Origin of the sequence: Acidovorax sp. Leaf73 (assembly GCF_916855635.1) — a bacterium.
Taxonomy (GTDB): Bacteria; Pseudomonadota; Gammaproteobacteria; order Burkholderiales; family Burkholderiaceae_C; genus Acidovorax; species Acidovorax facilis.
The window spans coordinates 259,081-271,878 of record NZ_CAKASI010000005.1; the positions used below are offsets into that span (position 1 = coordinate 259,081).

General features: G+C 64.6%; 11 protein-coding genes. 8 read left to right on the plus strand and 3 right to left on the minus strand.

The features are described from left to right. Window positions 1–60 precede the first annotated feature (60 nt). Genes LPA35_RS17915 through LPA35_RS17930 form a run of 4 tightly spaced genes read left to right on the plus strand, consistent with a single transcriptional unit; the run spans window position 61 to window position 3,414 of the window. Window positions 61–318 carry a type II toxin-antitoxin system Phd/YefM family antitoxin gene (locus LPA35_RS17915; protein WP_228897900.1) on the plus strand — a complete coding sequence of 86 codons (258 nt, stop codon included), beginning with the start codon at window positions 61–63 and terminating at the stop codon, window positions 316–318. Then, window positions 315–749: a type II toxin-antitoxin system VapC family toxin gene (locus LPA35_RS17920; RefSeq protein WP_055398149.1), complete on the plus strand. Its 435-nt coding sequence runs from the start codon at window positions 315–317 to the stop codon at window positions 747–749. Before LPA35_RS17915 ends, LPA35_RS17920 begins: the two co-directional genes overlap by 4 nt. A 12-nt stretch (window positions 750–761) precedes the next feature. Then, complete coding sequence (gene guaA / locus LPA35_RS17925) at window positions 762–2,381, plus strand: glutamine-hydrolyzing GMP synthase (RefSeq protein ID WP_121420479.1); 1,620 nt, start codon at window positions 762–764, stop codon at window positions 2,379–2,381. 31 nt (window positions 2,382–2,412) lie between these two features. Continuing rightward, complete coding sequence (locus LPA35_RS17930; RefSeq protein WP_228897902.1) at window positions 2,413–3,414, plus strand: acyltransferase; 1,002 nt, start codon at window positions 2,413–2,415, stop codon at window positions 3,412–3,414. Between the two features lie 65 nt (window positions 3,415–3,479). On the opposite strand, the gene LPA35_RS17935 is transcribed toward LPA35_RS17930, so the two are convergent. Then, on the minus strand, window positions 3,480–4,382 hold the full coding sequence (locus tag LPA35_RS17935) for a hypothetical protein (RefSeq protein ID WP_121506035.1): 903 nt from the start codon (window positions 4,380–4,382) through the stop codon (window positions 3,480–3,482). A gap of 400 nt (window positions 4,383–4,782) precedes the next feature. Between LPA35_RS17935 and LPA35_RS17940 the strand changes: the two genes are divergently transcribed. After that, window positions 4,783–5,853 (plus strand): DUF6352 family protein, encoded by a 1,071-nt coding sequence (locus tag LPA35_RS17940; RefSeq protein ID WP_121506036.1) that lies wholly within the window; start codon window positions 4,783–4,785, stop codon window positions 5,851–5,853. A gap of 100 nt (window positions 5,854–5,953) precedes the next feature. Here the strand turns inward: LPA35_RS17940 and putA are convergent, their stop codons facing one another. Further along, window positions 5,954–9,700 (minus strand): trifunctional transcriptional regulator/proline dehydrogenase/L-glutamate gamma-semialdehyde dehydrogenase, encoded by a 3,747-nt coding sequence (putA, locus tag LPA35_RS17945; protein WP_228897903.1) that lies wholly within the window; start codon window positions 9,698–9,700, stop codon window positions 5,954–5,956. A 139-nt stretch (window positions 9,701–9,839) separates the two neighbouring features. On the opposite strand from putA, the gene LPA35_RS17950 reads away from it, so the two are divergent. From LPA35_RS17950 to rlmD, 3 genes are all read left to right on the plus strand, one after another. Then, entirely contained in the window at window positions 9,840–10,313 is a 474-nt protein-coding gene (locus tag LPA35_RS17950; RefSeq protein ID WP_228897906.1) for an Lrp/AsnC ligand binding domain-containing protein, read from the plus strand. A gap of 109 nt (window positions 10,314–10,422) precedes the next feature. Next, on the plus strand, window positions 10,423–10,734 hold the full coding sequence (locus LPA35_RS17955) for a hypothetical protein (RefSeq protein ID WP_228897911.1): 312 nt from the start codon (window positions 10,423–10,425) through the stop codon (window positions 10,732–10,734). Between the two features lie 55 nt (window positions 10,735–10,789). Beyond that, a complete protein-coding gene (gene rlmD, locus LPA35_RS17960) occupies window positions 10,790–12,253 on the plus strand; it encodes a 23S rRNA (uracil(1939)-C(5))-methyltransferase RlmD (RefSeq protein ID WP_228897916.1) in 1,464 nt (487 codons plus the stop codon). 61 nt (window positions 12,254–12,314) lie between these two features. Here rlmD and LPA35_RS17965 read toward each other — a convergent pair whose 3' ends face one another. Continuing rightward, window positions 12,315–12,689 (minus strand): hypothetical protein, encoded by a 375-nt coding sequence (locus tag LPA35_RS17965; RefSeq protein ID WP_055398140.1) that lies wholly within the window; start codon window positions 12,687–12,689, stop codon window positions 12,315–12,317. Between the last annotated feature and the right edge of the window lie 109 nt (window positions 12,690–12,798).

Consider the following 12,798-nt stretch of genomic DNA (forward strand, 5'->3'; position numbering starts at 1 on the left):
ATCTGGTCAGACTGATATAGTCTGGTCTGAATTCACCATTCAGGCCAGACTTTTTTATTTATGCAGTCCGTTGGCATCTACGAAGCGAAAAGCAGGTTCTCTGCCTTGATCGAACTGGTCGAGCAGGGCGAGGAAGTGCGCATCACCCGCCATGGCAAAGAGGTGGTGCGCATGCTTCCTGTGCGCCGGCGCCCAGTGATTTCTGACGAGCAGATTGCGCGCGAGCTGGGCCAGATGGATGCGCTGCATGCCAGCATTCAACCTGCAGGTTCATCGACGGTGGATAGCCTGCGCCGTACAGGGCGGAGCACTGCATGACCGCCTTCGTGCTGGATGCCTCGGTCACCGCCGCCTGGCTGCTGCCTGACAGTGCTAGCGAACATACCCGCCGTCTTTACACCCTTATCCGCCGCGATGAGGTGGAGCCCCAGGCGCCCAACCTCTGGCACTGGGAGTGCCACAACATCCTGGCCAGTGGCGTGAACAGCGGGCGCATCCCCGCCACATCTGTCGAAGGCCTATGGGGCGTACTCGAAGCCATCCGCCACCGGGTGGAGCTCCATGAATTGGCCCCTGCCCAGCACAAGGCCGTGCTCGACGTGGCACTGGAGACCGGCCTGCCCACCTTTGATGCGGCCTATCTGTGGCTCGCCCGCTCGCTGCGCTTGCCCCTGGCCACCTTTGATCCCCAACAGGCCGCTGCTGCACGGCGCAGCGGTGTCCCACTTCTCGACCTCTCCCGCCTCTGACGGACCACCACCATGCAACACCAGAAAATCCTCATCCTCGATTTCGGCTCGCAAGTCACCCAGCTCATCGCCCGCCGCGTGCGCGAGGCCAATGTGTACTGCGAAGTGCACCCTTGCGATGTGACTGACGAATGGGTGCGCGACTATGCCAAGGACGGCTCGCTCAAGGGCATCATCCTGTCGGGCAGCCACGCCAGCGTGACCGAAGACACCACCGACCGCGCGCCGCAAGCGGTGTTCGATCTGGGTTTGCCCGTTTTGGGCATCTGCTACGGCATGCAGACCATGGCGCAGCAGCTGGGCGGCAAGGTCGAAATGGGCCACAAGCGCGAGTTCGGCTTTGCTGCCGTGCGCGCGCGCGGCCACACCGCACTGCTCAAGGACATCGCCGACTTCACCACGCCTGAAGGCCACGGCATGCTCAACGTGTGGATGAGCCACGGCGACAAGGTCACCGAGCTGCCCCCGGGCTTCAAGCTCATGGCCAGCACCGACAGCTGCCCCATCGCCGGCATGGCCGACGAAGATCGCCGCTTCTACGCCGTGCAGTTCCACCCCGAAGTCACGCACACCGTGCAGGGCAGGGCGTTGCTGGACCGTTTCGTGCTCGGCATTTGCGGCACCCGTCCCGACTGGGTGATGCGTGACCACATCGCCGAAGCTGTGGAGCAGATCCGCCAGCAGGTGGGTGATGAAGAAGTGATCCTCGGTCTCTCGGGCGGTGTGGATTCGTCCGTGGCCGCCGCGCTCATCCACCGCGCCATTGGCGACCAGCTGACCTGCGTCTTCGTCGATCACGGCCTGCTGCGCCTGAATGAAGGCGACATGGTCATGGACATGTTCGTCGGCAAGCTGCACGCCAAAGTGATCCGCGTGGATGCGAGCGACCTCTTCCTGGGCAAGTTGGCGGGCGTGAGTGACCCCGAAGCCAAGCGCAAGATCATCGGCGGCCTGTTCGTGGACGTGTTCAAGGCGGAAGCCGCGAAACTGAAGGCGGGCGACGGGGGCCACAAGGGTGCCACCTTCCTGGCGCAGGGCACGATTTACCCCGACGTGATCGAGAGCGGCGGGGCCAAGAGCAAGAAGGCCGTCACCATCAAGAGCCACCACAACGTGGGCGGTCTGCCCGAGCAACTGGGCCTCAAGCTGCTGGAGCCCCTGCGCGATTTGTTCAAGGACGAAGTGCGCGAACTCGGCGTGGCCCTGGGCCTGCCGCCCGAAATGGTCTACCGACACCCCTTCCCTGGCCCCGGCCTGGGCGTGCGCATTCTGGGCGAGGTGAAGAAGGAATACGCCGACCTGCTGCGCCGTGCCGACGCGATCTTTATCGAAGAGCTGCGCAACTTCCGTGACGAAGCCAGTGGCAAGACCTGGTACGACCTCACCAGCCAAGCCTTCACCGTCTTCCTGCCCGTCAAGAGCGTGGGCGTGATGGGCGATGGCCGCACCTACGATTACGTGGTGGCCCTGCGCGCCGTACAGACCAGCGACTTCATGACCGCCGACTGGGCTGAACTGCCCTATGCGCTGCTCAAGAAGGTGTCAGGCCGCATCATTAACGAAGTCCGCGGCATCAACCGCGTAACGTACGACGTGAGCAGCAAGCCGCCAGCGACGATCGAGTGGGAATAACAAGCACTGTCACGCCAAAGACCTAGAAACAATGATCTGGCTTGATGTAGCGAGGGTCGTCTCCATCATGGCCGTGGTGGTCCTGCACGTGGTCGGCAGCGTGGTCACCGTGGCGGCGCTGGGTTCCCCTGGTTGGTGGTACGGCAATCTGTACGACGCCCTCGTGCGCTGGTGTGTGCCGGTGTTCGTGATGGTGAGCGGCGCGTTGTTGCTCGACCCGCGCAAGACCGAGGGCGTGGCCGAGTTCTACCGCAAGCGGGCGGCACGGGTCCTGCTGCCAATTGCCTTCTGGAGTGCTGTCTACATTCTTTGGAACCACCGGGGTGCCCTGGCCGAGCTGCGCGCGATGGATGTCTTGCACAGCGTTGCCAGAGGGTGGCCTCACTACCACCTGTGGTTCCTGTACATGATCCTGTGCCTGTACCTGTTCGTTCCCTTCCTGAGGACGCTGGTGCGCAACACAAGCCGGCGCGATCTGTGGTGGCTTGTGGCCTTGATGTTTGTGCTGTCTGGCGTGAACGAGTTTTCCCGCGTCTTTTCTGGCGATGGGGCGGGCCTTTTCATCAATTGGTTTCTGCCGTACCTGCCGTATTTCCTCTGCGGCTACCTGATCCAGACCAGAGACAGGAAAATCCCCCTGGCTGTGTTGATGGCGGTCTTTGGGTTGGCTGTGGCGGTCACCGCCGTGGGCTGCTACTGGCTGGGCCGCGCGCAGGGGCTGGACAGGGGACTGTATTTCTATGGCTACCTGAGCTTTTCCGTCATCCCCATGTCGATCAGCTTGATGCTGATGCTCAAACAATGCACGTTGGCGGGGGGATGGGCGCAGTGCGTTCAGAGGGTTGCTCCGTTAACGCTGGGCGTCTATCTGGTGCACCCGATTTTGCTGGAATCGTTCAGGGAATACGGTTTCAAGCCTGAGGACCACGCGCCGCTGCTCACGGTGCCGCTTGTGGCCGCTGTGGTGTTTGGTGGCGCGCTGGTGGTGGCGCTGGTGTTCCACCGTACCCCCTGGTTGAAACGGCTCATTTAGGAAGATCATGGTGGACCACGTCTTCCCCGCCCTGGGAAGACGGCAAACCCCAGGCCAGGCTGCGGTCAGGCCCTGGCTTCACCGGTGACAGGGTCGTAGGCGGTTCCGTCGAAGTTGATGATGCTGTTTGTGGCCGAGTCGTAAGTGGTCAGCCGGTAGGTGTCGGCACCTTTGCCGTCCAGACCGATGTAGGGCGCTTGGGCCAGAACCAAGCGGTTGTCTTGGGGGACTACCCCATCAGCCGTCCATTTATTGCTCATCAGCCATTCAGAGGGGTTCACGCCCTCGGGCGTTGCGACGGTCCCGTCCGTGCGCATCTTGGCGAGTGTCGGGTCCATGTTGAACCCTTCGGCCGCCAGCAGCATGTCGGGGTTCTTCTTGTAGAACGAGGCGGTCTCCGACGGCATTGCGGTCAGGTCGCTTTTGACGAGCGTCGAGCCATCCGTTGGGAACTGCGACAGTTTGCCGCTGCGAATGGCTTCGTAGTCCGCCGCAAACTCGGGGTGGTTCTTGAAGAACATGTAGCGGCCAACCACCTCCTGGTCGCCTCCGCTCAAAGACATCGCTGTCATCCGCACATAGTCCGGCACTTCGTAGTCTTCGGCAAACGTATCGCCCAGGCCACGCTCCCAGGCGCGGAATTCTTCCAGGTTGCTGAAGGGCGCCTTGACTGCGGCCTCGGTGGTCCCGGTGTCCACCGCATCTTTGGTGCTGTAGAGGGCGGCGGTGGATTGGTAGGGTTTGGTTTGTGCGTCCACCGTGGTGGCCCCTGCGGTGCTGGTGCCAGTCGCTTTTCCCTGTGCAGCCTCGGCAGACAGTTGTTCCAGCGTGGTCTGCAATTCTTTGAGAAAGGTGACAGGGTCCGCGCCCGCGTGGTTCTGGGCCGTGCGCTCTGCCGCCTTGGCCGCCATGGAACTGGAGACGCCCAGGGACGTCAGCATGTTGGTGGCTTGTGAAATATCGAGCATGTTGCGACTCCTCGGGTGATCTGGCAGTCCATGGTGTGGCATCGGGTGGATCACCGGGCCGATGGGGGTTCTGTGGACGTTGCCTTGATAGTCCCTGAATTCGATCAGGCCAATCCCGGGGTAAGCAGCGGAAAAACGGTGCTTTTCGAGAGGAGGGGGCCCCTTTGCGTCCATGGGGCGGTATCGGTAGCGAGAGGCGTTCGCACACAGCGTAAGGCGTGAGGAGTGCGACAACTACACTCACGGACTGTGTCAACGCCGCGTCGCACCTTCCCGTGAAGCCACTTGTTGCCCACCCACATTCACCCCAGCATTCACCTCCCGTCTTCCATGGTCCGACCCTTGACGCTTCCCACCGCGCCGCCACAACGTTCTTCTTCCTGGGGCAGAGGTCCTTCACATGACGCCAGCTGCTGATTTCTGGCCCGGATGTGGCTTTCAGGCGCTGGCCCGGGATGCGCGCGGCTGGCTGGTGCCTTCCGATGAATACCTGCAGTGGCTGCTTGCCCGGCCTGAACTGGCGCTGGTGCCAGAGTCCTGCGCGGCCGAGATCGCCCTGCACGAATCTCTGGCCTTATCGCCTGCACGGGTGGTTTTGTCGGCCGAACTGGCAGCGGTGCAGGACGACGACGCCCGCGAAAACTACACCGTGTTCCTGCGTTTTCGCGATGGCCTGCTGGCCGCCGGCACGCTGGAGGCGTACTACTTGCAGCTCATGCGCAGTGGGGTGGTGAACGTGCCCGCCGTGTTCATCGACGCCGTGGTGCAGGCCCTGCTGCGCAACCTGCTGGACAACTGCAACGACGCCTTCGAAGCACGCGCTGCCGAAATGCTGTTTCGGTCGCAGCGCATTACCTTGCAAGATGGGCAAATGCTGGCAGGCGACCGGGCGACGCTCGACATGCTCAACGAGACCGCGGGCCTGGGCGAGGTGGGCCGCTTGCTGCTGCAAAGCGGTGCACTGCAGCCCACGGCGCAGGTCAAGGTGCTGTCGGCCGACAATGCGGCGCAATATTGGCAGGAGAGCGACCGCCACCACTTTCTGCTCGACCTGACCCATGAGCTGACGCAGGACCTGAGCCATGGCCTGACCTTCAAGATGACCCGCGCCCGTTCTGGCCTGAAGGCGCTGGCGCGGGTGCTGGAGCGCTGGGTCGGCCACTTGCTGGGCGTGCAAGTGCAGATCGAGCCTGTGCACCAGGTCACCGACAGCGCGTGGCGCTGGCATGTGGGGCTGGATGTGGAGTCCACCGCCATCCTTAACGACCTATACCAGGATCGGCCGGTGGATGGCGAGCGCATGGCGCGGCTGGTGAGCCTGTTCACGCTGACCTTTGCCAACCCGGCCGAGATGCGTGCCGATGTGGCGGGCAAGCCGGTGTACCTGGGGCTGGCGACCAACGCCGAGGGCGTGGTGCGCATCAAGCCGCAGAACCTGTTGCTCAATCTGCCGCTGGCATCGGTATCTTGAGTGCTATTAAATTAATAGCTATTAACGCTTGATGAATAAGCGCTAGCAGCCAATTTTATTCAAATTTCTCCAGGTTGGATGATGGCCCGATGCTGGGCCCTCATCCAATGGTCATCAGGCTCGCGTTGCCGCCAGCTGCGGCTGTGTTCACGCTCAGCGCGCGCTCGATCACCAGGCGCTCCAGCGGGATGTCCGTGGTACCGGGCTGCAGTGCCGTCACGCCCACGATAGGCCCCGCGCGGCGGGCGAGGGCGGTGCACACGGCCTGCAGCGAGGGGGCGTCGCCGTGGTGCAGCACAGCATCCAGCTCCAGCGTGCCGTCGTTCAGCGTGTTGTCCTGCAACTGGATCTGCGCCTGCACCAGCGTGGGCAATGGCGTGCGCAGGTGGGCCTGGGCGTTGGGCCACAGGGCGGTGCCACCGGTGGCGAGCACGGCGGCCGTCTGCACCAGCAGGTCGTTAACACTTTGCGCCAGGCACAGCACGCGGCCACGGGGGGCCAGGGTGTAGACATTGCGCTCTCCGGTGGGGCCGGGCAGGGTGCGGGCTGTGCCGCTTTGGGTTTGCAGGGCAAACTGTTGGCAGGTGTTGGCCAGGGCTGCATTGCCCTGGAGCTGCGCCCATTGCTGCAAGGTGGCCAGAGGCGCCAGCAGGCGCTCGCGCACTGCCTCCTCGGGCGGCGTAGTGCGGTCGGCGTCGGCAAAGGTGCGCGCCAGCGCATCGGCCGGGCGCTGCGACAGCAGGCGCAGCAGGTACAGCGGCCCACCTGCCTTGGGCCCCGTGCCCGACAGGCCTTCGCCGCCAAAGGGCTGCACGCCCACCACGGCGCCGACCATGTTGCGGTTGACGTACACGTTGCCAGCGTGGGCCCGGTTCACCACACGGGCAATGGTTTCGTCGATGCGGGTGTGCACACCTTGCGTCAGGCCGTAGCCGGTGGCGTTGATCTGGTCGAGCAGGCGATCCAGGTCGTTGCGCGCGTAGCGCATCAAGTGCAGCACAGGGCCGAAAACTTCGCGTTGCAGCTCGCCGATGTGGTTCAGTTCGATCAGGGTGGGCGGTACAAAAGTGCCCTGTGCGCTGACTGCAGCAACATGATTCGGGTGCTGGAACACGCGGTGGCCTTGGGCCTTGAATTTCTCGATGTGCTGGGCGATGCCCGCTTGTGCTTCGGCGTCGATCACCGGGCCCACGTCTACGCGCAGCTCGCCAGGGTTGCCCACGCGCAGTTCACCCATGGCACCTTGCAGCATCTCCAACACGTGGTCGGCGGCGTCTTCCTGCACACACAACACGCGCAGGGCGGAGCAGCGCTGGCCTGCGCTGTCAAAGGCGGACGACACGGCATCGCCTACCACCTGTTCCACCAGCGCGGACGAGTCCACGATCATCGCGTTCTGCCCGCCCGTCTCGGCAATCAACGGGATGGGGCGGCCTGCGGCATCGAGTCGGCCCGCCACGGTGCGCTGCAGTATGCGCGCCACTTCGGTGGAGCCAGTGAACATAACGCCCATAACGCGGGCGTCACCGATCAGGCGCGCGCCCACGGTCTCACCCTGGCCGGGCAGTAGTTGCACCGCCGCACGGGGCACACCGGCTTGCCACAGCAGGCGCACGGCCTCGGCGGCGATCAGCGGGGTTTGCTCTGCCGGCTTGGCCAGCACGGGGTTGCCAGCGGCCAGCGCGGCCGCCACCTGGCCCATGAAGATGGCGAGCGGGAAGTTCCAGGGGCTGATGCAGGCCACGGGGCCCAGCGGGATGTGGGTGGCGTTGTCGAAGGTGCTTTGCACCTGGGCTGCGTAGTAGCGCAGGAAGTCCACGGCTTCGCGCACTTCGGCGATGGCGTTGCTGGCGCTCTTGCCTGCTTCGCGCATCAGCAGGCCCATGAGGGGCTGGATGCGCTCCTCCAGCAAGTCGGCCGTGCGCAGCAGCGCGGCAGCACGCTCGGCGGGCGGTGTGGCCGCCCAGGGGGCTGCGGCGGCCTCGGCATGGGCCAGGGCCTGGTCCACGTCGGCAGTGGTGGCCTCTTGAACTTTGCCCACCACGTCGCTGTGGTCGGCAGGGTTGCGCACGGGCTGGTTGGGGCCTGCAGGGGCATCTGTGCCCAGCAAGGGAGTCGCCTTCCAGGCATGGGCCGCCGTGGCTTGCAGGGCGGCGGTCAGTTCGGTCAGCGTGTTCTCGTTCGACAGGTCGAGCCCGCGCGAGTTGGCGCGGTGCGCGCCGTACAGGCCCTGGGGCGTTGCAATGCGGGGGTGAGGCAGGCCAGCGGCGCCTTCCACGGCAGCTTGCTGGTCCACCACTTCCACGGGGCTCTTCACCAGTTCATCCAGTGCAATCGTTTCGTCGGCAATGCGGTTCACGAACGAGGTGTTGGCGCCGTTCTCCAGCAGGCGGCGCACCAGGTAGGCCAGCAGGGTTTCGTGCGTACCCACGGGGGCGTAGATGCGGCACGGGCGTCCCAATTTACCCGCTGTGATGGCCCCCACCACCTGCTCATACAGCGGCTCGCCCATGCCGTGCAGGCACTGGAACTCGTATTGCCCCGCGTAGTAATTGCTGCCTGCCAGTTGGTAGATGGTGGCCACCGTCTCGGCATTGTGGGTGGCGAACTGGGGGTACACGGCCTCGGGCGCGGCCAGCAGCTTCTTGGCGCAGGCGATGTACGAGATGTCGGTGTGCACCTTGCGGGTGTAGACGGGGTAGTCCTCAAGCCCATCAACCTGGGCGCGCTTGATTTCGCTGTCCCAGTACGCGCCCTTGACCAGGCGCACCATCAGGCGGCGCTGGGTGCGGCGGGCCAGGTCCACCACGTAGTCGATGACGAACGGGCAGCGCTTTTGGTAGGCCTGGATGACGAAGCCAATGCCGTTCCAGCCCGTCAGGGTGGGCTCGTGGCACAGGCGCTCCAGCAGGTCCAGCGACAGCTCCAGGCGGTCGGTTTCCTCCGCGTCGATGTTCAGGCCAATGTCGTACTGCTTGGCAAGGGCCGTGAGGCGGAGCACCAGCGGGTACAACTCGTCCATCACACGGCCAAACTGTGCGCGGCTGTAGCGCGGGTGCAGGGCCGAGAGCTTGATGGAGATGCCCGGGCCTTCATAGATGCCGCGCCCGGCAGAGGCCTTGCCAATGGCGTGGATGGCTTGCTCGTACGAGGCGTAGTAGCGCTGCGCGTCCGCGCTGGTCAGCGCGGCCTCGCCCAGCATGTCGTACGAATAGCGAAAGCCCTCGGCTTCCATCGCGCGGGCGTTGCGCAGCGCTTCGTCGATGGTTTCGCCGGTCACAAACTGCTCGCCCATCATGCGCATGGCCATGTCCACGCCCTTGCGGATCAGGGGCTCGCCGCCCTTGCCGATCAGGCGGCTGAGCGAGTTGCCCAGGCTGCCTTCGCTGTGCGTGGCCACCAGCTTGCCGGTGATGAGCAGGCCCCAGGTGGCGGCGTTGACGAACAGCGACGGGCTCTTGCCCAGGTGGGCATCCCACTGGCCGTGGCTGATCTTGTCGCGGATCAGCGCATCGCGTGTGGCCTTGTCGGGGATGCGCAGCAGGGCCTCGGCCAGGCACATCAGCGCCACGCCTTCTTGCGACGACAGCGAAAACTCCTGCAGCAGCCCCTGCACGATGCCCGCGCGCCCGGCGCTGGCCTTGCGTTCGCGCAGTGCCTTGGCAATGCGCAGGGCCAGTTGCTGGGCCGACGCTGCTTGATCAGCAGGCAGGCGGGCCTGGGCCAGGAGTGGGGCCAGTGCTTCGGGCTCGGGGCGGCGGGTAGCGGCGGTGATGGCTGCGCGCAGCGGGTTGGAGAGCGGCGTGCGGGGCGCGAAGTCTGCAAACGGGGCGGAGGGCTGCGTCATGACGGAGTCTTTCAGAGGTTTGGCGGGGCCCAACACGGGGGAAAGTGTTGGTGGGGCGCGTTATTGGCGATGATCCTTGGGTTGGTGGTGAATAAATGGTCGAAAATTGGCTTCTACACCAAATTAATCGCTAATCAAGATGCAAGCAGAACCCGATCTCGACCGGATTGACCGCAAGATCCTGTCAATCCTGCAGGAAGACGGCCGCATTGCCAACCTCAAGCTGGCCGAGGCGGTGGCTCTGTCGCCCACGGCCGTGCTGGCGCGCGTGCAGCGCCTCACGCGGGATGGCTTCATCCTCGGCTACGAGGCGCGCCTGAACCCCCTGAAGCTGGGCGCGGGCATGCTGGTGTTTGTGGAGGTGCTGCTGGACCGCACCACGCCCAATGTGTTCGACCAGTTCAAGGCCGCCGTGCAGGTGCACCCCGAAATCATGGAATGCCACATGGTGGCGGGCGGGTTCGACTACCTGCTCAAGACGCGATCCGCCGACATGAATGCCTACCGCTTGTTTGCGGGCAACGTGCTGTGGCAACTGCCCGGCGTGCGCGAGACGCGGACCTATGCGGTGATGGAAGAGGTCAAGCACACCAACCATCTGCATCTGCGGTGAATGCCACGGGGTTCGTGATGCCGCGCCGCAGCCTCCAGCGGCCACATTGGCGTTGCCTGCCAAAGCCCGCATAATGCCCGGCAGACCTGTCAGATTGAGGAGAAGAACCATGATCCGCTTTCCATACGCTGCTGCTGCCCTGCTGGCGGCGGCCTTTTTCAGCCAGTCGGCTGCAGCCTCGTGCTACGTGGTTTACGGCCCCGACCAGGACATCGTGTACCGCGCCCCCCAGCCACCGGTGGACCTGTCCTACCAGATCCACCAGACCCTGCCACAGGTTGCCCCGGGCTCCACACTGGTGTTCTCGCCTGACAACCACAACTGCGACCTCCCCATCAACAAGCTGCCCCTGGCGTCTGCTCAAGGGGCTACGGGTTCCATGGGCATGGGCGGTCGTCCCGCCCGTGCAGACCGCAGCTGAGCGCCCGGTTCAGCGGCCCGTGCGGGGGCTGTCCCGGGCCTGAGACAATCGGGGGATGAGCGAACCGAAAGAACTATCCCCCTCGTTTGAACCCACCGCGCAGGATTCCCAGAGCGACTTGCCCGAAGGCTGGCTGCAAGTGCAGTCCATGGACCTGGATGCCCAGGGCGTTGCCCGCAAGCCCGACGGCAAGGTGATCTTCATCGACGGTGCCCTGCCGTTCGAGCTGGTCACCGCCAACACCCACCGCAAAAAGAACAACTGGGAGCAGGCCAGCCTGGTGGCGATTCACCGCGAATCGTCGCAGCGTGTGCGCCCCGGCTGCCAGCACTTTGGCCTGCACGCCGGTGCCTGCGGTGGCTGCAAGATGCAGCACCTGCACGTGGGCGCCCAGGTTGCCGTCAAGCAGCGCGTGCTCGAAGACAACCTCTGGCACCTGGGCAAGGTCAAGGCCCAGACCATGCTGCGGCCCATCGAAGGCCCGTCCTGGGGTTATCGCTACCGCGCCCGTTTGTCAGTGCGCCATGTGATCAAGAAGGGCCAGGTGCTGATCGGCTTTCACGAACGCAAGAGCCACTATGTGGCCGACATGCAGCAGTGCCCCGTGCTGCCCCCCCATGTGGACGCCATGCTGATGCCCTTGCGCGCGCTGATTGCCGGCATGGATGCGCGCGACACCTGCCCCCAGATCGAACTGGCCTGCGGCGACACCGTAACCGCGTTGGTGCTGCGGCACCTTGAGCCGCTGAGTGCGGATGACCTCGCCCGGTTGCGCGCCTTTGCGGCCGAACACCACGTGCAATGGTGGCTGCAGCCCAAGGGGCCCGACACGGTGAAGCTGCTGGACGAAGGGGGCGAGCTGCTGTCATATGCGCTGCCGGACTTTGGCATCACCATGCCGTTCAAGCCCACCGACTTCACCCAGGTGAACCCGCACATCAACCGCGTGCTGGTGTCGCGTGCGCTGCGCCTGCTGGATGTGCAGCCGCACGAACGCGTGATCGACTGGTTTTGCGGTTTGGGCAATTTCACGCTCCCACTGGCCACACAGGCGCGCGAGGTGCTGGGCATCGAAGGCAGCGAGGCCCTGGTAGCCCGTTCGCGCGAAAACTATGCATTGAATCAGGCCGTGGCGCCTGACCATAAAGCGCTAGCAGCTACTGATTTTGTAGCGCGCAACCTGTTCGAGATGACCCCGGAAATGCTGGTGGCCGATGGATCTGCCGACAAATGGCTGGTGGACCCACCCCGCGAAGGGGCGTTTGCCCTGGCCAAGGCCCTTGCCGACATCGAGCAGGCGCGCATCGGCGCCGAAGGCGCGGGCCCGCTGCCAACAGGGGCGGAGGGCTGGGCCCCGCCGAAGCGCATCGTCTACGTGAGCTGCAACCCCGCCACACTGGCGCGCGACGCCGGGCTGCTCGTGCACCTGGCAGGCTACCGGTGCACGGCGGCGGGCATGGTGAACATGTTCCCGCACACGGCACACGTTGAGAGCATGGCGGTGTTCGAGCGCGACTGAGCGAAGGGGGGAGGCCGACAACGGCGCTGCCTGCCTCCTCAGGTGTCGATTGCGGGACGGACTAGCTGCGATTGCGGCTGGCAGCCGGGTCGCGTGGCTCGGTTTCGATGTCGCTGGATCGTTCGGTGCGCTCGGGTTTCTCGACCTTGCCGAGCACTGACGGTGCGCCTTCGATCTTGTTTTCGCGCATGTAGGCGTCCATGTCCTTCCACCCGGCAAACACCGAGGCCTTGGGGGCCTTGGGGTTCAAGGTGTAGCAGTCTTCCAGGCCCCGCAGCGCGTGGCGGCAGGCGCCGCCGATGGCCTTGGCTTCCTCCTCACGCTGGGCGACGCGCGGATCGGGGCCCAGGCCGGGAATCTTGTCGCAGGCAGTCAGCAGCAGGATGCTGGAAAGAGCCAGCAGCCGTAGTGCGGTGGAGGAAGGTTTGCGATACATGTACTTGCATTATCGGCACGCCGTGCGCGCTATTGAGCCCCGGGCTGTGCAAAGCCGCAAGAAAAAAGGCTCCCGAAGGAGCCTTTGAGGGAAATCACCTGCTTGCAGG

Bases quoted from the DNA above. Each gene is read 5' to 3' on its own strand.
- LPA35_RS17915 (WP_228897900.1), top strand. From the start codon at position 61: ATGCAGTCCGTTGGCATCTACGAAGCGAAAAGCAGGTTCTCTGCCTTG.
- LPA35_RS17920 (WP_055398149.1), top strand. From the start codon at position 315: ATGACCGCCTTCGTGCTGGATGCCTCGGTCACCGCCGCCTGGCTGCTG.
- guaA (WP_121420479.1), top strand. From the start codon at position 762: ATGCAACACCAGAAAATCCTCATCCTCGATTTCGGCTCGCAAGTCACC.
- LPA35_RS17930 (WP_228897902.1), top strand. From the start codon at position 2,413: ATGATCTGGCTTGATGTAGCGAGGGTCGTCTCCATCATGGCCGTGGTG.
- LPA35_RS17935 (WP_121506035.1), bottom strand. From the start codon at position 4,382: ATGCTCGATATTTCACAAGCCACCAACATGCTGACGTCCCTGGGCGTC.
- LPA35_RS17940 (WP_121506036.1), top strand. From the start codon at position 4,783: ATGACGCCAGCTGCTGATTTCTGGCCCGGATGTGGCTTTCAGGCGCTG.
- putA (WP_228897903.1), bottom strand. From the start codon at position 9,700: ATGACGCAGCCCTCCGCCCCGTTTGCAGACTTCGCGCCCCGCACGCCG.
- LPA35_RS17950 (WP_228897906.1), top strand. From the start codon at position 9,840: ATGCAAGCAGAACCCGATCTCGACCGGATTGACCGCAAGATCCTGTCA.
- LPA35_RS17955 (WP_228897911.1), top strand. From the start codon at position 10,423: ATGATCCGCTTTCCATACGCTGCTGCTGCCCTGCTGGCGGCGGCCTTT.
- rlmD (WP_228897916.1), top strand. From the start codon at position 10,790: ATGAGCGAACCGAAAGAACTATCCCCCTCGTTTGAACCCACCGCGCAG.
- LPA35_RS17965 (WP_055398140.1), bottom strand. From the start codon at position 12,689: ATGTATCGCAAACCTTCCTCCACCGCACTACGGCTGCTGGCTCTTTCC.